The 22210-nt window shown below is 54.9% G+C and carries 18 protein-coding genes; 13 read left to right on the top strand and 5 right to left on the bottom strand.

Annotated elements, in window-relative coordinates:
* Positions 1-32: 32 nt before the first annotated feature.
* Positions 33-1316 (bottom strand): glycosyl hydrolase family 28 protein, encoded by a 1284-nt coding sequence (locus ACFQZG_RS16170; protein ID WP_378154286.1) that lies wholly within the window; start codon positions 1314-1316, stop codon positions 33-35.
* A 264-nt stretch (positions 1317-1580) separates the two neighbouring features.
* Between ACFQZG_RS16170 and ACFQZG_RS16165 the strand changes: the two genes are divergently transcribed.
* The 13 genes from ACFQZG_RS16165 to ACFQZG_RS16105 all read left to right on the top strand — a co-directional run bounded on the left by ACFQZG_RS16165 (position 1581) and on the right by ACFQZG_RS16105 (position 18575).
* The gene (locus ACFQZG_RS16165) at positions 1581-3269 is read left to right on the top strand and encodes a CehA/McbA family metallohydrolase (RefSeq protein WP_378154284.1); all 1689 of its coding nucleotides are present in this window, start codon (positions 1581-1583) and stop codon (positions 3267-3269) included.
* A 52-nt stretch (positions 3270-3321) separates the two neighbouring features.
* Complete coding sequence (locus ACFQZG_RS16160) at positions 3322-4932, top strand: response regulator (protein WP_378154282.1); 1611 nt, start codon at positions 3322-3324, stop codon at positions 4930-4932.
* A 40-nt stretch (positions 4933-4972) separates the two neighbouring features.
* Positions 4973-6718 carry a sensor histidine kinase gene (locus ACFQZG_RS16155; RefSeq protein WP_378154280.1) on the top strand — a complete coding sequence of 582 codons (1746 nt, stop codon included), beginning with the start codon at positions 4973-4975 and terminating at the stop codon, positions 6716-6718.
* A 244-nt stretch (positions 6719-6962) separates the two neighbouring features.
* Positions 6963-7871, top strand: a complete 909-nt coding sequence (locus ACFQZG_RS16150; RefSeq protein WP_378154278.1) for an ABC transporter permease — start codon at positions 6963-6965, stop codon at positions 7869-7871.
* Positions 7872-7900: 29 nt separating this feature from the next.
* On the top strand, positions 7901-8788 hold the full coding sequence (locus ACFQZG_RS16145) for a carbohydrate ABC transporter permease (RefSeq protein WP_378154277.1): 888 nt from the start codon (positions 7901-7903) through the stop codon (positions 8786-8788).
* A gap of 67 nt (positions 8789-8855) precedes the next feature.
* The gene (locus ACFQZG_RS16140; protein WP_378154275.1) at positions 8856-10565 is read left to right on the top strand and encodes a type 2 periplasmic-binding domain-containing protein; all 1710 of its coding nucleotides are present in this window, start codon (positions 8856-8858) and stop codon (positions 10563-10565) included.
* 86 nt (positions 10566-10651) lie between these two features.
* A complete protein-coding gene (locus tag ACFQZG_RS16135; RefSeq protein ID WP_378154274.1) occupies positions 10652-11311 on the top strand; it encodes a histidine phosphatase family protein in 660 nt (219 codons plus the stop codon).
* 49 nt (positions 11312-11360) lie between these two features.
* Positions 11361-12590, top strand: a complete 1230-nt coding sequence (locus ACFQZG_RS16130) for an amylo-alpha-1,6-glucosidase (RefSeq protein ID WP_378154272.1) — start codon at positions 11361-11363, stop codon at positions 12588-12590.
* Positions 12591-12634: 44 nt separating this feature from the next.
* Positions 12635-15193, top strand: a complete 2559-nt coding sequence (locus ACFQZG_RS16125) for a family 78 glycoside hydrolase catalytic domain (protein ID WP_378154270.1) — start codon at positions 12635-12637, stop codon at positions 15191-15193.
* Positions 15194-15322: 129 nt separating this feature from the next.
* A complete protein-coding gene (locus tag ACFQZG_RS16120) occupies positions 15323-15634 on the top strand; it encodes an ArsR/SmtB family transcription factor (protein ID WP_378154268.1) in 312 nt (103 codons plus the stop codon).
* 35 nt (positions 15635-15669) lie between these two features.
* A complete protein-coding gene (locus ACFQZG_RS16115; protein ID WP_378154267.1) occupies positions 15670-16797 on the top strand; it encodes an NADH:flavin oxidoreductase in 1128 nt (375 codons plus the stop codon).
* A gap of 133 nt (positions 16798-16930) precedes the next feature.
* On the top strand, positions 16931-17668 hold the full coding sequence (locus ACFQZG_RS16110) for a phytanoyl-CoA dioxygenase family protein (protein WP_378154266.1): 738 nt from the start codon (positions 16931-16933) through the stop codon (positions 17666-17668).
* Between the two features lie 37 nt (positions 17669-17705).
* Complete coding sequence (locus ACFQZG_RS16105; RefSeq protein ID WP_378154264.1) at positions 17706-18575, top strand: AraC family transcriptional regulator; 870 nt, start codon at positions 17706-17708, stop codon at positions 18573-18575.
* Positions 18576-18631: 56 nt separating this feature from the next.
* Here the strand turns inward: ACFQZG_RS16105 and ACFQZG_RS16100 are convergent, their stop codons facing one another.
* The 4 genes from ACFQZG_RS16100 to ACFQZG_RS16085 all read right to left on the bottom strand — a co-directional run bounded on the left by ACFQZG_RS16100 (position 18632) and on the right by ACFQZG_RS16085 (position 22084).
* Entirely contained in the window at positions 18632-19390 is a 759-nt protein-coding gene (locus ACFQZG_RS16100; protein WP_378154263.1) for an ABC transporter permease, read from the bottom strand.
* Positions 19383-20303: an ABC transporter ATP-binding protein gene (locus ACFQZG_RS16095; protein WP_378154261.1), complete on the bottom strand. Its 921-nt coding sequence runs from the start codon at positions 20301-20303 to the stop codon at positions 19383-19385. Before ACFQZG_RS16095 ends, ACFQZG_RS16100 begins: the two co-directional genes overlap by 8 nt.
* A gap of 114 nt (positions 20304-20417) precedes the next feature.
* Positions 20418-21347 (bottom strand): sensor histidine kinase, encoded by a 930-nt coding sequence (locus ACFQZG_RS16090; RefSeq protein WP_378154259.1) that lies wholly within the window; start codon positions 21345-21347, stop codon positions 20418-20420.
* Complete coding sequence (locus ACFQZG_RS16085; protein WP_378154257.1) at positions 21347-22084, bottom strand: response regulator transcription factor; 738 nt, start codon at positions 22082-22084, stop codon at positions 21347-21349. Before ACFQZG_RS16085 ends, ACFQZG_RS16090 begins: the two co-directional genes overlap by 1 nt.
* Positions 22085-22210: the final 126 nt, after the last annotated feature.

Genomic DNA, 22210 nt, shown 5'->3' with positions numbered 1-22210 from the left:
CCGGCGCTTTGCGAGAACATCCTCGCCCTAATCTACGAGAAGGAGACGTTCTTGGCCAATTCGACGACCATGCGCGCCTGATTGGCGCTCAAGATCGGTTCGCCGTGCACGGTCAGCCGCTCGAACGCTACGTTCTCGATCAGATGATCGCCGTCGAATCCGCGGATGATCGATACCGGGAACGGCCCGTCGACGACGTCGATGTCTTCGAATCGAATGTTGATCACCAGCCCTCGCCGCTCGTCCTTGGAATAGACGGAATGCTGGATCTTGATATCGACCAGCTTCTCCCGGGAATCCTCCACCCGTATACGGCGATAGAACACGTCGCTGACCGTAGCGCGGTCGCCGTTATGAATCGTGAACGTTCCTCCGGATTGCCAACCCTCGAATTCGCAATGGATGATATCGATGTCCTCGAAGACGATGTCGCGAATATGCTCGCATCTCGTCTCGTAGCCGATCTCGATCGCGTTGCCCCATGGGGCATTCCAAAGCACGCATCGTTCGACGCGCACCCGCTCCACGTCGGCGCAGCCGGACGGATGGAAGTAATCGTTCCCCTTGACGGCGATGCAGTCGTCGTTCGACCGGATGAAGCAGCCTTCGATGCGGACGTCCTTGCAGCCGACGACGTCGATGCCGTCTCCGGTTCCTTCGAACGTAATGACGTTGACGTCCGAGATGCGGACTTCGTTGCAGGCAATGGGAACGATGTGCCAGTTCTCGCCGTCTACGACCGTAATGCCTTCGATGGAGACTCGGCTGCATTCGATGAACCGGATGCGCTGCGTCCGCTCGCTATAGGGCTTCGCCCCTTCCAGCCTCCACAAGGAACCGTCCAGAATGCCTCTGCCGGCAACCTTGACGTCGTCGGCGCGATAGGCGGACACGCGGCCGTATACGCGGGCTCCTTCCTCGATATATAAGGTTTCGCCGCTGCCGAGCACGATCTCGCCGGCATCGTAAGGTTCGTCTCTCTTCGCGTAATAACGGACGCCGACGTCGTCGGGAGAGGGACGGAAGGTCTCCGGCGGGTTCGCCAGCAGGAACAGCGGAGAGCGCAACGAGCCGTCCAGCTCTATGCTCAGCTTGGCGGGCGCCTTTACCTCGAACCGGATACGGTTTCCTTCGACGACCGGCGCGATTCCGACGCTTAGCGGTCTAACCTTCACGGTCCGGAACGGAATCGTCGTCGCTACTTCCACCTGCATGATCTTGTCGGACGACAAGAGCACGTAGCTTGCGTCTTGAACGGTATGGACGGTTGCCTCCGCGCCGTCGATCGTAACGCGATAAGGCGAATGCGGGTTCATAATCGTCTTGCTCCTCTCTACTGTACCGATAGTCGTCCTCATTATAAGCGATGGTAATCGGAAGGAGTGACGGATTCCTGAACGGTGAAGGGGGGAATCCCGTGCGATGCGGGATTGAAATGTATCGATCGTTTTCTTATTTATCTATTTGAACTCGAAAAAGTGTGAACGATCGCAATGCCTTTCGATGGATTTTTGTATGGTTGGCGCATTTTTCGGGTTTATATAATGGAGCTATATCCTTGAAAATGCGGGGGAATGAAGATGAAGTTGACGGTGAGGGCTTGCGACGAACGCGGGAAGCCGTTATTTTGCAGAATCGAATTGTATAAGCTGCCGAGCGAAGGCGATCCTGTCGCGGACCGGCATAGGATAGCCGCCGCGTACGGCAACGGCTGGCAGGAGTTCGAAGTCGAGGCCGGCGTCTATGCGGTCGAATGCGGGAAAGGGAAGTTATTCGTACCGGCGCAGGAAACGGTAATTATCGATAACGACAATACTCGGATAGACATCCTCCTGAAGGAAATCGTCGATCCGCGAGCATTCGGATTGTTCGCCTTCGACGCGCACTCTCATGTCGCGAGGAACGAACGCACGAACACGGGAAACCTTATCAACGCCTCGGCAGTCATGAAGGGCGAAGGTTTCCATTTCTTTTTTGCCGGGTCGCCTTACGACGCCGAGACGCTGCAGGAGGATATTCGCGCGCGACCGGTCGACGAGTCTATGCCCTATCGCATCCAATATCGCGACATTATCGAAGCCGTGAACGACGACGAATTGATCATGGATATCGGCAACGAAATCGTGAAATGCCGTTACGGTCACATGTTCCTCATGAATTACGAGCAGAAGCCCCCGTTCAGCCGCTATTACGACCGGGCTTGGGATCCTTGGCTGTTCACCAAGATCGGGGAGGAGCCGAATTACGAACTCCCTTATCCGTATGAAGCGCTCGCCAACGAAAGAGGAAGCAACTCGGTCGCGGTCGCCGCCCATCCGACGAGTTGGTGGGATCACAAGGGCGAATTCATCACGAACATCGCGACGACGTTAGGGTTCGACATCTTGGCGCGATCGATCGACGCCATGGTCATCATGGGGTACGACGGCGATCACGTCCATTATCAGAGGTTATGGTACGAGGTGTTGAATGAAGGATACTTCATGCCGGGCGTAGCTGAGATGGATCTTACGTTCGACTCCCTCTCGCGGAAGCAACTTCAATTCAAGACTTATTCGTATGCGGACGACTTCAGCATCGACGCATTGTGCACGGCGGTCAAAGCAGGCAGAAACGTCGTCACGACCGGGCCGATACTTCGGTTGTCCGTGAACGGTCATCGGCCGGGAACGGTGCTGAATTATGCGGACAACGAATCGTTCCGGCTTCGCGTCGAAGCCATCGGCTGCAGCGAAGCTCCGTTAAGCTCGATTCAACTGATCGTGAACGGAGAGGTCTGGAGGGAATGCCGAACGGACGGCGCCAGCTTCGAGTGGACCGAAGCGCTGAGCGTCGACCGGGACAGCTTCGTGATCGCCAAGTGCTATGACGGCGCAGGGAACGTCGCGATTACGAATCCCGTATATATCCGGAACAAGCCGTTCGAGAACAAGGATTTCAAGTCGAATGTAACGGTGCGGGCGTTCAAGGACGGAGAGCCGGCGGAGGGAACGTTCCGGATCGGCGATCATCCGGCGAAGCTGCCGTTCTCGGAGCGATTCCGTTGCTCTATCTACGTGTCGGACGCGGTGCATATCGAGGTCGACGGCGTCGTTCGAACCGTCAAGCTGTTCGAGTTGGACGAGCTGCAGGCGATCTTCAAAAGCTTGTATTTCGGCGATTTCAATCGGGACCGCCGTTATGTTCCCGGAGAGGTGCCGGCATCCGCTTTCGAATTGAAGCGAATAAGAGAGGTATTGCGTAACCCCGATCTTCGGATTTATTTTTAATGTTATAGTAGTGGCATAACGATCGAACTTCGAGGAGAGGGAATCGCCGCCAATGATCAAACTGCTGATCGTCGAAGATAACGACTTTGAACGGAATGCCTTGCACAACTACATGAATTGGGACATCCTCGGCATCCGCCAGGTGGAGACCGCGTTCAACGGGCTGGACGGACTGGAGAAAGCGCGCGCGCTCATGCCCGATATCATTATCAGCGACGTCAAAATGCCCGGCATGAGCGGGATCGAGATGGCCAAGCAGATCGTTCGATTCAACCCGCAAGCCAAAATCATCTTCTCCAGCGGCCACGAGGACATCAGTCTCATTCAGGAAGCGATGGAGGTCAGGGCTTACAGCTATCTGATCAAGCCGCTGAAGCAGGAAGAATTGATCGCGCTGATCAAAAAGACGACTTCGATTCTGGTCGACGAGAAGCTCTCGCACGTCGAGAACAACAAGATGATCGAGCAATTCAACAACAACCTTCGTTACCTGCAATCCCGATTCTTGGAAGAGTTGATCGTATCGGACGGAAGCGCCGGCGATTCGCGGTCCTTGTACGCGCAGGCGAACGATTTAAAGCTGAGAATGATCGGCATGTATAAGCTTGCCCTGATCGAGTTCGACTTCGGCGAGGATGCGGATATATTCGAGAACGCGAACATTCTCAACGTCATTCTCTACAGGCTCGAGAGCAACGGCGGCTTTAAGAACGCGATATTTCTGAAGAAGTCGGGCAAAGGCATCCTCGCGTTGCTTCACACCTTGGTCAAGGGAGACGAAGAAAGCAACGGCATGATCAAAGAAATCGAGAGCGAAATCGAAAGCTTGTCCATGGAAAACAGCTATAAATACATTATCGGCGTCAGCGACCCGTTCGCCAATCTGGACGAGCTCAACCGCGCTTATAAACAGTCCAGGACGGCGGCGAGGAAAAAAGTCGAACTGGGCTACGGGCGAATCGTATGCTACGCGGAGGTCAAGGAGGCGATCGCCGCCGCGCCGGAATCGGAGCCTCTTCAACCGAAAGCGGCCATCTCGCAAATGATCGACCGGGTATGCGAAGGAGACAGCAACGAGGAGGACATCAACCGCCTCGTGCAAGTCATGCTCGCCGAACCCAACAAACATATCGACCACGTTCAAAGCTTGTTTATTTATTTGCTGTCCAATCTGTCCAAGCGAATGGCAGGGATGGAGGAAAGCTTCGAGAAAATCGCCGAGAACGAAATCGACATTTATAGAACGATCGTGAGCGCCAAAACGATTCCGGATATGATCGTCTACACGAGTAAAATATTAGTTTCCGTATCCTCGTACATGGGCAGAAAACGGCTCAACAAAGACGATTATATTATCCAAGAAATTTTACGCATTCTGAATCATGAATACCGGGAGCCGATTACGCTGACATATCTCTCGGACCGGGTCTATCTGAGCCCCAACTACCTCCGGATCTTGTTCAAGGAGAAGATGGAGATCAGCATTCAGGAGTATTTGACAAGGCTGCGGATTGGGAAGGCCAAGGAGCTGCTCAAGGAAACCCGCTTTAAAATCCATGAGATAGGCGAGAAAGTCGGGTACGAGAACAGCACGTATTTCAACATCGTCTTCAAAAATTACGTTCAAATGACGCCCGGAGAATACAGGAACAAGCATATATAACGTACGGGGTACGGACGATCGTAGAAGGTGAGGAGCGGAAATGGCACTCGCTTTTAGAAGAAGAGACTTTAAATTTTTCCATATTATGCTTGCCGTTAACATCGTGATCGTCCTCGTCTGCTGCGTGACGATCAGTTCGATTATTACCGGCAGATTGAACCGGACGCTGAACAGCCAGAACGAAGAATTCATGCGGTATGCCACGTCCCAGACGCTGAACGGCATCGAGAACATCATGAAAAACTGCGAACTGACCGCCAGAAACATCTATTCGGACAGTACGATATCCCGCCTGTTCTTAGGCAAAAGATCCGGCGGCGTCGACTACGCGCTTTTCCAGCAATTCATGGACATTAACAACCTCTTCGAAAACTATGTCTCGACGAACAACGATATGAAAAGCATCGCCATCTATAAAATGGACCCGGATCTGATCACGGACGGCAAAAACATTAAGAGCATCGAGAGCTTCGGCAGGCAGGATCTGATGAAGAAGGCGATCGAGGCCCGCGGCAAAGACGTATGGGTCACGTTCGACGAGGACGGCACGGGGACGAAAATCATGCTGCTGAAGTATATCAACATCAACCTGCCGGGCGGCGTGCTGGCCATCGAACTCAATCAAGACAAACTTAGCAGTCTGTATAAAGCGGACGGCGATGCGAAGTATCTGATCTATCTGCTGAGCGAAGGGGATATCATCTTCCGCTCGAATCCGGAGGCATGGATCGGCAAACAAATGCTGGACGACGTGGAGAACAGTGCGCAGAGCGCCGAAACGTTCGCGAAGATCCGGCAGGGTCAAGATTTCTACTACTCGTATCACGGTAACGTCAATAACGCGTTAACTTCGGTCATTCTCTATAACGCTTACGAGCTGGAGGAGGAAAAACGATCCATCGGCAACTATGTATTGCTGTGCACGTGCTTCTTCATCTTGATCGGCGTCGCTCTGGCGATTCTGTTCTCCAAGCGCTTCTCCCAGAGCATCGAGAAGCTCGTGAACAAAATCAAAGCCATCGAGAAGGGGCAACGGCATCTGTTGCCGGGCACGAACCGGATCCGCGAGGTGGCCGCGCTCGATCGAACGTTGTGCAGCATGGCGCTCCGGATCGAGGGACTGACCGAAGACATTACGAAGACGGAACGCCAAAAGGTAGAAAGCGAAATCAAATATTTGCAAATGCAGATGAACCCGCATTTCTTGTATAACCTCTTGTCGGCCGTCCGATGGATCGCCTACGGCAAAAACGAGACGAAAATCGTCACGATCATCGACCTGTTAAGCGATTTCTATAAGATCGTGCTCAGCCAAGGCAGGGACATCATCCCGATCAAGTCCGAGATTAAGCTGATCGAGTATTACGTCGCCCTGCAGAACCTGTGCCACAGCGATCAGATCCGGCTGGACGTGCGAATGGACCCCGCGTTCGAGGAGCTGCCGATCAGTAAAATGACGATTCAGCCGTTCGTCGAAAACAGCATCGTCCACGGCCGCATCCACGGAAAGATCATTCATATCGTCGTCGATATTCGCAAAACGGAGGATCGGTTCGCGATTACGATCAGCGACGACGGCATGGGGGTCAAAGAGAGCTTCATCGACTATATCGAGAAGCTGAACCGGGGAGAGGCGCCGGACAACAGAGTCGGATACGGCGTCACGAACACGTTCATGCGTCTCAGGCTATTCTATGGCAACGCGAGCATCCAAGTATGCGCCGGCAACCCGGGAACGGTCGTCGAAATCCAGTTCTCCGTCGATCCTCGGCCGCAATCGGCATAACGCCTCCGACAGACTGCCCCGGCACGATTACAACCGTGCCGGGGCAGTCTGTTTATCCAATCGTTCGATTTCTATAGATTCTGTTTGTATCTATGGATTCTTCCATACAAAACGAATACGGATCGCAATGGCATTCGATAGATCCTTAAATTGAACTCCATGCGCCGCCCCACCATAATTGAGATAGGAAAACCGGCAAGCGATTGCCAACGCCGGGATACGGCCGGGATAGGGGAGGAATTCGTTGAACGTCCTTAGCAAAATAAAAAGACAAAAAGTGCATCTTCTCTTACTGGTCCCCTTTATCGCGTACATGGCGATTTTCAAATACGGACCGATGTACGGCTCGCTGCTCGCTTTCAGAGAATTTTCCTATCGAACGCCGTTCGGGGGGGAATGGGTCGGCCTCAAGTATTTCAAGACGTTCTTCGAAAGTCCCGACTTCTCCTACGTCTTGCGCAATACGGTGGTCATCAGCTCGTTAGGCTTGGTGTTCTCCACGCTGGCGGCGATCGCGTTCGCGATCATGATCTGCGAAGTGAGGAACGCGGTATACAAGAAAGTGATCCAGACCGTCTCCTACTTGCCGCACTTCATCTCGTGGGTCGTCGTGGCGGGGATGGCGATGACGATCTTCTCCATCGACGAGCTTGCGCCGTTGAATTCCTTGTTGCTTCGGTTGAACGTGATCGACGAACCGATCAACTTCCTCGGAAGCGCGGATCACTTCTGGCCGATGATCACGAGCCTCAACGTATGGAAGAACATCGGCTGGAACTCGATTATCTACATCGCGGCGATCGCTTCGATCGACAAGCAGATGTACGAGTCCGCCATGATGGACGGCGCGGGCAAGTTCAGGCAGATCTTCAGCATCACGCTGCCGACGATCCTGCCGACGATCATCCTGCTCTTCACCTTCGGCTTGGGTTATATTCTGAACGCCGGCCTGGACCAGCAGCTGTTCCTCCAGAATCCGATGAACATGCAGCATTCCGAGGTGCTCGACACCTACGTGTTGAAGTACGGTCTGCAGCAAGCGGCTTACTCCTACGGAGCGGCGGTCGGTCTGTTCAAAAGCGTCGTGGGCTTGACTCTGATCGTGCTCTGCAATGCCTTTTGCAGAAGATATTTGAAGACGGGCATATTCTAGGGCTGTCTAGAAGCAATGGGGGAACCTGAATGAGAGCGACACCTGGAGAACGATTGTTCTATGCAATCAACGGCTTCATCCTGCTTATGATCGGATTTCTAACGGTTTTTCCGTTCTGGAACATTCTCGTCGTTTCCTTCAACGAAGGCAGAGACGCCATGAGAGGCAGCATCTACTTCTGGCCGCGGAAATTTTCGATCGAAGCGTATCGCGCCATTTTCAACGAGAGCAGCCTGCTGCACTCTACTTATATCAGCATCGCAAGAACGCTAATCGGCACGTTCGTAGGCATCCTATGCACGGCTATACTCGCCTACTTGCTCTCCAACCGAGAGCTGATTTACAGACGAGGCATCTTGTTCTTCTTCATCATCACGATGTACTTCTCGGGAGGACTTATTCCGGAGTTCATGTTGATCAGGGACCTGAATCTGTACAATCACTTCCTTGTCTACATCATCCCGGGAGCGGTCGGCGTCTGGAACGTCATGGTCATGCGACAGTTCTTCGAGGATTTGCCGCCTTCTCTGGCAGAATCGGCCAGAATCGACGGGGCTTCCGAATTAAGGACGCTGCGCAGCATCATTCTGCCGATGTCGACGCCCGTACTGGCCACGATCGCGCTGATGATCGGCGTCGCGCAGTGGACGACTTGGTTCGATACCTATATGTACACGTCGGGTTCCGTGGATCTCTCGACGTTGCAGGGCTTGCTCGTCAAAATCTTGATGGAAACGCAAATTCAATCTACCGACCCCTTGCAGGCGGCCAGGTTGGAGCAATCCGGCTCCATCCTTACGCCGGAAGTCATCAAGATGGCGACCATAACCATCACGACCGTTCCTATCGTCATGGTCTATCCATTCTTGCAAAAGTATTTCGTAGGCGGACTTACGGTAGGCGCCGTGAAAGGATGATAGGACTTTCGGATTCATCGAAAGCCTACTATTCATAAATAAACGTCGAGAGGGAGAGTCGAACGAAATGAGAAGGTATTCGAGATTGGCAAGGATGATGGCGATAGCGGCAATCTGCGTCGCCATGCTGGGGGCATGCGCCAACAACGGAGGCGGCAATAACGCAACGGAATCGAGCAGCCCGAGCGGCACGAGCAGTCCCGGCAGCAGCCCAGCCGGCAACCAAGCGAGCGAGACGAAGGAAGAGCCGGTCGTGCTGACGATCGTGAACTCCGGCGGAGGAACGCCGAACTTCCCGACGGGAGATCCGTTCTGGGAGAACAACCCCATCGCGAAGAAGCTGGAAGAGAAGCTTAACATCAAGCTGCAATGGGACGTCTTCTCTGGCGTCGGCAAAGACAAGCTGAACGTGATGCTCGCGAGCGGCGAATATCCGGACCTCATCATGCTGTCGGATCCGACCCGGGTTATCGCGGACAAGATCGCCATTCCGCTCAACGACCTGATCGATCAATACGGCCCGGATTTGAAGAAGAAATACGGCTCCGCCCTGAACATGCTGAAGCAAAGCGACGGCAACATCTATCATCTGACCAACGGCTATTTGCCGGAAGGCGCCACGCCGCCGGGATACGGCTACAGCCTGCAGGTGAGGACGGATATCTACGAAGCGCTCGGGTCGCCGAAGCTGGAAACGTCGGAAGACGTGTACGCCTACTTGAAGCAAGTGAAGGAGAAATATCCGAAGACGGCAGACGGGCAAACGATGTATCCGCTGAGCGGCTTCAACCGCAACTGGGGATCGCCATACTTCGGCATGATCGCGATGGCCGGTTCTCCCGCGGACTCCAAAGTCTACGTCGGCGCGGACGATTCCATCAAGCTATGGCCCAAAGCGCCTTGGGGCAAAGATGTTCTTCAATTCTACAACAAGCTGTACCGCGAAGGACTGATCGATCCCGAAGCGTTCACGCAGGATTACGCGACCTGGCAGAAATCCAAGCTCTACCCGGCTAGAGTCGCGGCGCACATCGGCGGTTGGAACCAGACGTACGACGTACTCAAGACGTACACCGACGCGAATCTCCCGAACGCCGACAAAATGTACTTCCAAAACTTCGTATTCAAATTCCCGAACGGCGACAAGCCGGCCGTATACTCCGTCAGCAAGAAGGGTATCGGAGCTTTGATCATCACCGACAAAGCCAAAAATCCGGAAGCGGCCATGAAATTGCTGAACTACTTGGCGACGGAGGAAGGCAACTTCCTGGCGATGAACGGTCCGCAGGGCATTCAGTGGGATATGGTAGACGGCAAACCGACGCTCGTCCAATCTTATCTGGACCGCTGGCTGGCGGGCGAGAAGCAAGTGAACATCGAGAAAGAAACCGGCATGGGCTATTATTCGAGGCTGGTAGGCTCCGACATGGGCAAAACCAGCTGGGGCACGTACTGGATTCTGAAGGACGATCCGATCGTGACGAACGACACGAGAGCGCAGCAGAGAGACAAGGAGCTCAGCCCTTACTGGTACGATGCGACGACGCTCGGAGACCTGATGGCCGGCGCGGATACGGACACGTTGGCCAAACAGCAAGCGGTCGATAAGCGGCTGTACGAGAATGCATACTCCGTCATCCTGGCCAAGACGGAGGCCGAGTCCGCGACCGCATTCGACAACTACGTCAAAGAGCTTGATGCCGCGGGCGCCGTCGAAGTCGAAGAGTATATGACCAAGATGCACCGGCAGTACGTGAAGCAACTATCGGGCCAATAACCGAGCCGGCTTCCGCTAACGAAGGCAATGGGTGGAGACGACAACCTTCATTCATTGCCTTCATTCATGAGCAAAGGAGACAAACGATGCGACTTACATTGATCAGGCACGGACATATGGCGGGCGATCCCTTCGCATGTCCCGAACGGCCGGTATCCGGCTGCTTATCGGAAGATTGCGGCGTTAGGCAGGCGAAGGAGACGGCGGAAGCGCTGCAAGACGAAACCTACGATCATGCATTCTCTTCGCCCTATGGCAGGGCCTTGCAAACCGCGGAAATCGTCTTGGCCGGCAGAGAACCGGACATTCGAATCTTGCCGTTCCTGCACGAGTGGTTGCCGAACCGGGAGCTCGATAAGATGCCGAGCACGGCCTTCGAGGCGATGCAGCGTCAAGCGGGGGACGCCTATGCGGAGGATACATGGAAAACCGAGATGGGCGAAGGGTACTTCGACATGTGCGCGAGAATTATCCCCCCGTTCCTGAAGGAATTAAGCACGATCGGTTGGCACAGCCGGATGGGAGGCTTCGTTCCCGAAGCGCATGCACGTTCGCTCTCGGCGGTCGTTTTCGCCCACGGCGGCTCCCTCGGCGTGCTGCTCGGTTTCTTGCTCGGCGTCCGGCCCTTCCCGGTAGGCAGCTTCGCCTTCGAGCATACCGGAATCGCGGTCGTCGAGTTCGCGGAGCGTCACGGCATCTATTACCCGCAGTTGGTCCTTCCGGCCCTGCATCGGGTAGGCAGGTAACGGATGCCGATTCGACCCTACACACCGAATAGAGAGGAGTACGACGCCGATGAACTTGCTTGACGAAGCCTACCGCAAATCCGTGCTGGTCGTAGAGCGGTGCATGCACGAGATCGGAGCCAAGGCGTCCGCCTTATCCGAAGGGTACAACCAAGTGTTCGCGAGAGACAGCATCATTACGTTCTTAGGCGCTTCCTTCGTCGAGAACCGGACGTTCCGGGACGCCTTCCGCGTCACGCTCGAAACGCTATCGAAATATCAAACGAGGCTCGGCATGATCCCTCTGTCCGTCGACGTCGACCGTCCGGCAACCGAACCGAACCAAGGCGCCGTCGACAGCAATCCGTGGTACATCATCGGACAGAGCGTCTATTATTCACGCTACAAGGACTTGCCGTTCCTAATAAGCCACTGGGCTTCGATTAAGAAAGCGATGCTATGGCTCGAATATCAGGACAGCAACAATTGCGGCTTGCTCGAAGTCCAGGAAGCGGCGGATTGGGGGGACTTGTACGCGAACAGAGGCAACATCCTGTACGACAACGTGCTCTATTACAAAGCGCTGATCGAATACGCCAAGCTCGCGGAGCTATGCGGAGAGAGCGGGGCGGAGTATCGCGACCTTGCCGAGGACGTGAAATTCAAGCTGAATCTGCTGCTCTGGCCGGGAGACGTCGAAGAGAAGACGAGAATCGTCAACGAGCGAGGCTACAGTCAAGAGTGGCTGCGGATTATCCGGATGAGCACCGAGTTGTACTGGTTCGGCAAGTTTTATTTGCCCTATGCCTCGTTCAGGGACTTCGGCTACCACTGCGACGCGCTCGGCAATAGCCTGGCCATCCTGTTCGGCGTCGCCGACGAGCCCAAGACGAACGCCATCATCGACTACTTCGTGCAGACGGGCATGAACAAGCCTTATCCCATCATGGCCAACTATCCGCCGATCATGCCGGGCGACAAGGACTGGCGGGAGTACTACAGGAACGCTCATCTTAACCTGCAGTATCAGTATCACAACGGAGGAATCTGGCCTTTCATCGGCGGATTCTACGTCGCGGCGCTCATGAAAGCGGGCAGGAAGGACTTCGCCAAGACGGAGCTGGCCAATCTGGCGAGAGCGAACAGCATCGGCAAACGATTCGAGTGGGAATTCAACGAATGGCTGAACGGCAGGAGCGGCATGCCGTCCGGCATGGCGTATCAGGCATGGTCCGCAGGCGTGTTTATCTACGCCTATCGCTCCGTCATCGACGAGGAGACTTTCATCGAAGCCCTGTAGGGTCGGCTCAAGGCCTATCATTATAGCAGAAAAGGGGTTAACTCATGCAGCATACGAATTCGGCGACCGTTCCGGGCATACCGATAAACCTGCGATGCGAATACCGGACGGCACCGCTCGGAATAGACGAACCGAAACCCAGATTAAGCTGGGAAACGGCGTACGACGGTTCGGATTATGCGCAGCGAGCCTATCGAATCATCGTCGCCTCCCGTCCCTTCTCTATCGACGACGACATCGGCGATCTATGGGATAGCGGCAAAGTCGAATCGAGCGAACAAAATGCCGTTAGCTACGGCGGCTCGGCGTTGAAGTCGACGACCCGCTATTGGTGGAAGGTCCGGCTATGGGACCGGCATGGCGATCCGTCCCCGTGGAGCGAAGCCGCCTGCTTCGAAACCGGCATGTTCGCTTTCGAGGACTGGGGGTGCGGTTGGTTGAATGCCGAATACCCCAACAGTCCGACAGCCGTCTATTATGAACGCAACGCCTTCGAGCTGAAGAAGGACGCGCGCGTCGAGACAGCGAGAGCGTATATCGGCGCAACCGGCAGCAAGGCGAACGCGTACGAGCTGCGCATCAACGGCGTTAAGGTGGGCGAAGACTTGCTCAGCCCCGGACAGACGCATTTCAGAAGGGGATTGTACCGCGCGCATGACGTGACGAGTCTGCTCCGCGGCGGAGCCAACGCCGTAGGCATCATGCACACGAGAAAGGTTATCTTCCGTCTCGACATTCGTTATGACGACGGCACCTCCGATCTTATCGTCGGCGACCGCACGTGGAGGCGTCTGAAGAAGGGACCTTATACGGCTTTGCGACATGCCGGAGGCAGCATCTCGGAGGGAAAGGGCGAAACTTACGATGCCAGGCTCGAGCCCGTGGGATGGGATTTGCCGGGGTATGACGATTCAGCCTGGGGAGGGACGATTCCAGACAGCGGCCCGCTTCTGCTGACCGCGCAATTGCAGCCTATCGATTGTTCCGAGGAGATTAAGCCGGTATCCGTTACACGCGGCGCTAAGGACACTTTCCTCGTCGATTTCGGCCAGAATCTGTTCGGCACCCTAAGTCTGGCAGTCAGCGGTCCTTCGGGAACCCTGGTCACCCTCCGTTATGCCGAACGCATTCGGCCGGACGGCACGATCGATACGGGAAGCATCGAGGCCGGCTGGTTGGCGGAGCCGCAGCCGCATTATGACGAATATATCGTGCGAGGCGCGGGGGAAGAAACGTACCAGCCGAGATTTTCCTGCCACGGCTTCCGGTACGTAGAGATATCCGGTTATCCGGGAGAGCTGACCGCAGGCCGAGTCGTCGCCAAAGTCGTGCACAACGATATCTTGAACGAATCGAGTTTCGCATGCGGGAGCGAGCTGCTCAATCGGCTGCACCGCAGCGCGGTATGGTCTTTCCGCTCGAATCTCGTATCCGTCCCGATGGACTGCCCGACCCGGGAAAGGCAGGGTTGGCTAGGGGATGCCCATTGCCATTCCGAAGCGGATCTTCTGAACTTCGACATGGCTGCCTTCTATGACAAATGGTTCAACGACATTTCCGACGGCCAGTTGGATAACGGCATCGTTCCGCTCATATGCCCGAGCGAAGGCCATGAATACGCCCTCGACATGCCTTGGGTTGCCGCCGTCGCGTTCATTCCTTGGGACTATTACATGGCTTACGGCGACAAGGCGTTTCTGAAGAAGCATTATGCCATGATTAAGCGATGCCTGGACGTCTACGCGACGCGTGTGGATCGCGATGGCCTGCTGCAGAACAGCGTCCTGTTCGGAGATTGGTTCGGTCAATCGAAGGATATCGCGAAGCCTTACCTGGCATCGGCCTACTATTACAGATGCTTGGTTCTTCTGTCGAGAATCGCGGAAGCGCTGGGCTATCGCGACGACGCGGTTGCGTTATCGGCGAGGGCCAGCCATGTCAGAAGCGGCATCAATGCCGCTTATCTGAACGCCGGCGGATACTACGACAACAATTCGCAGACGGCGAACGCGCTCGCCTTGTACCTCGAGATCGTACCGGATTCCGCCCGGGAAGGCGTGCTGAATCACCTGGTCGCCGACATTCGGGCCAGGCAGACGATGACGGTCGGTTGCTTGGGTGCCGAGGCGATTCTGGCAGCGCTGGCGGACAACGGCAGGAACGACGTCGCCTACGAGCTCGCCACCAATACGAATCAAGGCTGCTGGGGCTATTGGATCGAAGCCTACGGGGCCACGACGGCGATGGAGAGCTTCGCGGACGATCGGTCGTCCAACAACCACGCGTTTCTGATCGGCGGGCTCGATGCCTGGTTGTACAAGCATCTGGCCGGCATATCGCCCGCGAAGCCGGGCTACGACGAGATCACCGTCAAGCCTTATATTCCTCGCGACCTCGCGCATGCAAGCGCACAGGTTCGTACGGTTAGAGGCATGGTGTCGGTAAGTTGGCAAAGGAAGGGCACCGAGCTCGACTTACGTATTGCGATTCCCGCGAACGCGACGGCGAACGTCTATGTGCCATCGGGTCAGCATGGACGGACCTATACGAGATATACCGTCGGCTCGGGACATCATCGGTTCACATCGAATGTCGCGGAATAAATGGGGTGATGATTGACTCTCGTTGCCCTTTGCTTGAAGGCCATCCCGATGGGGGTGGCCTTTCGTATCGTTACTGATAGGTCTGCATTCAGATATATACATTTCTATAAAAATAGATATAATAGCGTTATGGACACTTTATCGATTATCAAAGCTTTGTCTAACGAGACGCGGTATAACATCCTGGAGTGGCTGAAAGAGCCTGAACGGCATTTCGGTCCCCAGAGCCACTTGCCCGCTGGCTGCGGCTTCGAGGGCGGCGTGTGCGTCGGCTCGATCGCGGAGAAGGCCGGGCTCGCCCAATCGGTGATCTCCGGTTATTTGGTCAAGCTACAGAAGACCGGCTTGCTCGAATCCAAGCGATACGGCCAATGGACGTATTATCGGCGCGACGAGCAAGGAATACGACAATTCAAGGAGAACGTTCAATCCGAGCTGTGAGTTCCCGGCTCGGATTGACCTGAGGAGGAACAAGGATGAGCAACCCGCAGGAAACGAAGCAAGCACAATCCGTCGCCGCTCTTTTCGAACCTTTTACCATAGGTAAGCTTCAGTTAGCTAACCGCATCTTGATGGCGCCGATGACGCGGGCCTTCTCCCCGGGCGGGGTTCCGGGACCGAACGTCGCGGCCTACTATCGTCGTCGCGCGGAGAACGGCGTCGGCTTGATCGTCACCGAAGGGACGTTGATTAATCACCCCGCGGCGGGAGAGAACGACAGAATTCCGAACTTTCACGGCGATGCAGCGCTGGCGGGTTGGGCCAGAGTCGTGCAAGAAGTGCACGAAGCCGGTGGACGCATCGTACCGCAGCTATGGCACGTCGGCATGGCGCGCAAGCCCGGTTCGTTACCTTACCCCGACGCCCCTTCGATCGGTCCTTCCGGTCTTAATCTGAACGGAGAGCCCGCCGGAGAACCGATGACGATCGAGGAGATCGAATCCATCGTTCGAGCGTTCGCCCAAGCGGCGGCGGACGCGAAGAGAATCGGCTTCGACGGTATCGAGCTTCACGGCGCGCACGGCTATCTAATCGATCAATTCCTGTGGGAGAGGACGAACAAGCGGACCGACCGATACGGCGGAGATCCGATCGCCCGGACGACGTTCGCCGCCGAGATCGTCGCGGCTTGCCGCGCGGCGGTCGGCCCGGACTTCCCGATCATCCTGCGGATGTCGCAGTGGAAGTCCGCGCAATACGATGCGAAGCTGGCCCATTCTCCCGAAGAGCTAGGCAAGCTGCTCGCGCCGCTCGTCGAAGCGGGAGTCGACGTCTTCCACTGCTCGACGCGCCGGTTCTGGGAACCGGAGTTCGAAGGCTCGAGCTTGAACTTCGCGGGCTGGGTCAAGAAGCTGACGGGCAAACCGACGATTACGGTCGGCTCCGTCGGACTCGACGACGAATTCCTCGGCTCGTTCCGCGGCCAGAGCGCCGGCGTGGCCGATCTCGGCGAGCTCGTTCGTCGCTTGGAGCAGGGAGAATTCGATCTCGTGGCGATCGGGAGATCGCTCTTGAACGATCCGGAATGGGCGGCGAAAGTCCGCGACGGACGCATAGACGAACTGAAGGCATTCAACCCGGAGTCTCTCCGGACGTTGGTGTAACGTAAGCGCAAGAAGCCGCAAACACCCGAAGATAAGCATACTTTTGCGAACAATATGCGGAGCGCTATCGGACGTGTTTCTCCTACAATGAATTCAGATCGAACCACGATCGTAACCATGAGGAGGATGCGCCATGATCGCAAGCAAACCGTCGCAAGAGGAAGTCGCTTTTTACGAGAAGAACGGCTATTGGCTGCACAAGAAACCGCTGTTCTCGGCAGAGAAGCAAGCCGAACTGACGTCGATATTCGAGGAGCAATGGGAGCTGGTCGGAAGAAAACTCAACAGCGAGCTGGATACCCCGCACTTCCGGGACGAGCGACTGTTGAAGTTTCTGCTGAGTGACGAAGTGCTGGATCTGGTAGAGCCGTTCATCGGACCGAATATCGGCCTATGGTCCAGCCACTTCATCTGCAAAGAGCCGATCATCGGCAAGCAGACGCCGTGGCACGAAGATTCGGCGTACTGGAACGGCCGGCTGAGCAACTTCGACGGGATCGTCACCGTCTGGCTCGCGATCGACCGCAGCAACAAGGAGAACGGCTGCATGCGCGTCATTCCGGGCACGCACGGCAACGGATTCTCGGAGTACGAAGAAGTCGACGGCAACGAGAACATCTTCGGGACCGAGATCAAGAGCATCGACGAATCGAAGGCGGTCTATTTCGAGCTCGAACCTGGCGAGTGCTCGCTGCACGACTCCCGCATCATTCACGGGGCGACGGCGAACAAGAGTCCGAACCGGCGCTGCGGTTACACGATGAGATACTTCTCGACCGAGGCGAAGGTGTACGCGGACAAAAACCCGGGGCATAAAGTATGGCTCGCTAGAGGCAAGGACATCGCCGGCAGCCCGTTCGTTAACGTATAATCGGAGATAGAAGACGGAGCGCTCGAGGAGGAAGACCGTGGGTAAGAACGATGAGCATACGAGCACTCCCGAGAGGCTGCTCGGCGCCTATTACTTGGCTTCCTCCGAGTCGTTCCGGCTGTTTCGGCATGAGATCGACGTCAAGGTCGGGGCTCATTGGCACGATTTTTTCGAGATGGCGTTCGTCGTGTCGGGAAGAGGTTATCAACGGGTGAACGGAGTCCGGGCGGAGCTGCGCCGCGGCTCCGCTTTCCTGCTCACGCCCGCGGACTTCCACGAGATCGTCCCGTACGAAGGCGAGACGATCCGGTTGTTCGACTTCATCTTCACGGACCGATTCGTGCGCGAACCGATGCGGGGCATCGTATTCGATAGACCGGGACCGCAGCTATGCGATTTCGGCGAGCGGGAGGCGGCGTCGTGGGAAGAGACGTTCGAGCGGATGGACGAGGAGGCAACAACCCGCGATATCGGGAGCGAGCTAATCGTCCAGGGTTGCTTCGAACGGCTGGCGATCGACTTGGCGCGGCAGCGCCGCCTCGATGTCGCTCGGCCGCAGGCGCCAGACATGGCTCCCGGCGAGGCGTCGCCGCTTCAGGCGATCGTACGGGACAGCATCATCCATATCGAGCATCATTTCCGCGAGCATTTGACGCTTGCGGGCGTAGCCGCCCAAGCCGGTCTATCGGCCAATTATTATAGCGAATGCTTCAAGAAGGCGACCGGAACGACGTATCAATCGTATCTTCAGGAGCGGCGCCTGCTGTTCGCGATGTCGATGCTGCGCGGTACGGGGCTGTCCGTAACGGAAATTTGCTACGCTTCCGGCTTTCGTTCGATGCCGCATTTCGAGCGGGCGTTCAAGCGGAAGTTCGGGTCTTCGCCTCGCCGGTTTCGTTCTAGTTAGGGCGTGCTGAACGATTCATCTGCCGCTCCTTTTTACCTACACCTGATCCAATACGTTCAAGAGCCGCTATGGACCTCGGATTTCGTGTAGTAGAATACATTGAAGAGAAAAAACAACAAGAAGACGGCTGCCTGAGGATAGAGTGCATGGATGCGGTATATTTCATCGGGGACATTCGCTTTCATTATATCCAGTAAGTGTACGATCATGGAGCCGAAAGGGATATAGCTGACAAAGGTAACGCGCCCGGCAATATGGTCTTCAACCCCCTGCATTCCCAACATATTGATGAGAACGGCGACGATTCCCAGTACAATCGGCGGAATGAAGCTTTTGCCTATGATCCCTACCGTCATCGTAACCGGGATAAGCAGCGCTTGGAACGCCAACATCCATGCGTGTGCGCGGGTGAACTTCCAGAATAACTCTTCCGAAACCGATTGTTCGCTCATGATGCTGCCGGCAGCCAAGGTCAAAGCATAATTCAACGCAAAGATTGCCGTCGATAAGAATAGAATGATGATCATCTTGCCGATCAGGATCTTCACACGATGATGCGGGTATACGAAAAGCTGGTTGATCGTATTATCGCCGTATTCCCGAACGACAACAAAGCCTGCGAGCAGCGAAAGCAGCATCGGTGCGATCATGATATTGAGGAAAAGAGAATTGTTGATCAAAAGCTCGTTCCAATTCAAGTTCCTTGATTGTCCGAATATCGATAAAACGGCCGGCAGCATGCCTCCGAAGAGCGTCAGCCACAGGAGCTGGGTGCGTTTTAATTTCAATATCTCGGCATAGAAAACGTTAAGCACCGAGTTCGCCCCCCGTCAAGCTTAGGAAGTAATCTTCCAAGGTTTCGCGCATCATCGTGATTTCCGCAACCTCGATCCGGTTCTCAACCAGCATTCGATTGATGGTAGCCGACTCCGACAACTGCTCGAACACCCGTATAACCCCCAATTCGGGAACGGAATAATCGCGAATGTCCATTTTTTGTTCTAGCAGCATGACCGCCTCGCGCTCGTTGCTCACTTTAAATTCGACGCAATGCCTGTTTTTCATCTGCAGATCCTGCTGCTCGATCTCCTCAACCAGCCTTCCGCGATGCACGATGCCCAGCTTCGTCGCCATCTGCTGGACCTCGCTTAAGATATGGCTTGATACGAGCACGGCGATATTCCGCTTGGAGGCCAAGTCAATAATTAACTGGCGCACTTCCTTGATTCCAGCCGGGTCCAGTCCGTTTGTCGGTTCGTCAAGAATAAGCAATTCCGGATGGTGGAGCAAGGCCCGGGCGATGCCAAGACGCTGCTTCATTCCCAGTGAGAAATTTTTCACTCTTTTGTTGCGGGCATCCAGCAAACCGGCTTGCTCCAGCGATTCCTCCATGCTCTCCTTGTTCCCCATCCCCATCATCCGCCGGTGAATGTCCAAATTCTCGACAGCTGTCAAATTCGTGTAAAAACCGGGGATTTCGATCATGGAACCGATGCGTTCGAAAGCGGATTTGCGGCTTGTTTCCGCGTCCTTCCCGAACAATTCGATCCGTCCGGACGTGGGCTTGATCAAGCCCATGATCATGCGGATCGTCGTCGTTTTACCGGCTCCATTCTGCCCGAGGAATCCGTAGATTTCGCCTTTTTTTAGAGAAAGGCCGATCCCGTCAACGGCCGTATGCGTCTTATACTTCTTGGTAAGGCCGCTTGTTTTCAAGATATATTCCACTCGTTTCCAACCTCCTTAGAGTTTTGCGAAGCTAGCTTCGTAACCATTCGCATGGGTTGGATTGATTATACGATAGCGGATTTACATCGGATTGAACTATTTCTTACATGTTTCTTAAGTTGCCCGAGGCAGGTAGAAGGAGAACACGGTCCGCTCATTCGGAATGCTGCTAGCTTGAATCTCGCCGCGCTGCTCCTCGACCAACTTCTTAACAATCGTTAGACCTAGTCCATTGCCTTGCTGGCTCGCGTTGCGGGAAGCTTTGCCGGTGTAGAGGCGCTCGAAGACATGGGGCAAGTCGGTCTCCGAAATCCCTTGGCCGCAATCCCATACATCGACCCGCACCCGTGCTTCCGCTTCCCGCACCCGAATGCCGATCGTCTCACCATTCGCACCGTAACGAAGCGCATTGCTCAGCAGATTGTTCATGATTCGTTCGATACTCTGCCTGTTTCCCCAAACATAAACGTGCCGCTCCGGGAATTCCAGTTGCGGCGTGATCCCCGCGAGTTGGAACTGTTGGTAGAAAGAGAGGACCGACTCCTGTATTTTCTCGACGATATTTAATTTTTCCGACTCCGGCGCGCCTTCTTCCGCTTCTAATTTGGACAGCTCGAAAAAGTCCCTGACCAATGCATCCAGCTTGTTTCCCTTGGCGGCTATGATCCGGAAGTACTGCTGCCGAATGTCATCCGTCAAGGTCTGGTCACGTTGCATGACTTCCACATAACCCATAATCGCTGTCAACGGCGTGCGCAGATCATGGGATAGGTGGGTAATCATCTTCTTTCGTTCGGATTCCAGCAGATTAAGCTTCTCCATGTTTTGCTGCAAATCGTCTATGAGCCGGTTTATGCTTCCTCCGAGTCCGACCAAAACGGAACTGCTGCTTGGGAGGCGTACTCTTTGGTTGATGGCTCCCGCACGAATCTCTTCAACCCGCGTGGTCATAAGTGCCAATTGCCGCTTCATGTGCCAGAGGCGATAACCAAGCAAGCTGCTTAAGATTAGCAGGATGACGGAAATCGAGATGTACGTCGGCATCAACCCGTGGCCTCCCCCAGCTTGTACCCGATTCCCCACACCGTTTGGATATAGATCGGGTTTGACGGATCCGGCTCGATTTTGGTACGCAGCCGTCTGATGTGAACCATGACGGTATTCTCGTCGGAGATCGTTTCTTCATTCCAGACAGCCTGAAAAATTTGAGATTTCGTGAATACCCGGGTGGGATAGCTCAGAAACAATTTTAAAATATCAAACTCTTTGGCAGTCAGCGTCATTTTGCCGGTAAGGGAAGTGACTTCATAGGAATGCAGGTCGATCGCCAATTCGCCATGGATCAGCACGGTTGGAGAATGGTTGTTCAAATGGTTATTGAAGTAAAAGTAGCGCCGAAGCATCGCCTTGACTCTGGCGGACAATTCACCAAGGCCGAATGGCTTCGTCAAATAATCGTCCGCTCCGAGTCCGAGACCGATGATTTTATCCACCTCTTGCCCTTTGGCGGACAAGATCAGCACGGGAATGTTATGGGTTTCTCGGACGCGGCGGAGCACCTCGTAACCGTCAATCTCAGGCAACATCAGATCCAATATCAGAAGTTGGAAAGACATTTGCTTGATAAAGCCCATGGCTTCCTCCCCTGTATAAGCGGAGGTTGTATTATAGCCTTCCGTGCGTAAGCAGTTGACCAGTAAGCCGTGAATATCCAAATCATCCTCGACAATAAGAATGTTCGATGCGATGATGCTCACCCCTCGGTATAAGATCGGATACATTGAAAAATTCCCATTCCATCGATTCGATCCGCGTATAACTGCCGACCAGGCCTCATACGCTTCTTTCATCTGCAGGGTTTTTGGCTGTTTCCGAGTATTTCCATGCAGTTGAATTCGACAAAAAGG

It is taken from the genome of Cohnella sp. GCM10027633 (assembly GCF_042675445.1).
In the GTDB taxonomy this organism is placed as follows: domain Bacteria; phylum Bacillota; class Bacilli; order Paenibacillales; family Paenibacillaceae; genus Cohnella.
This window is presented reverse-complemented; position numbering and strand designations above follow the sequence as displayed.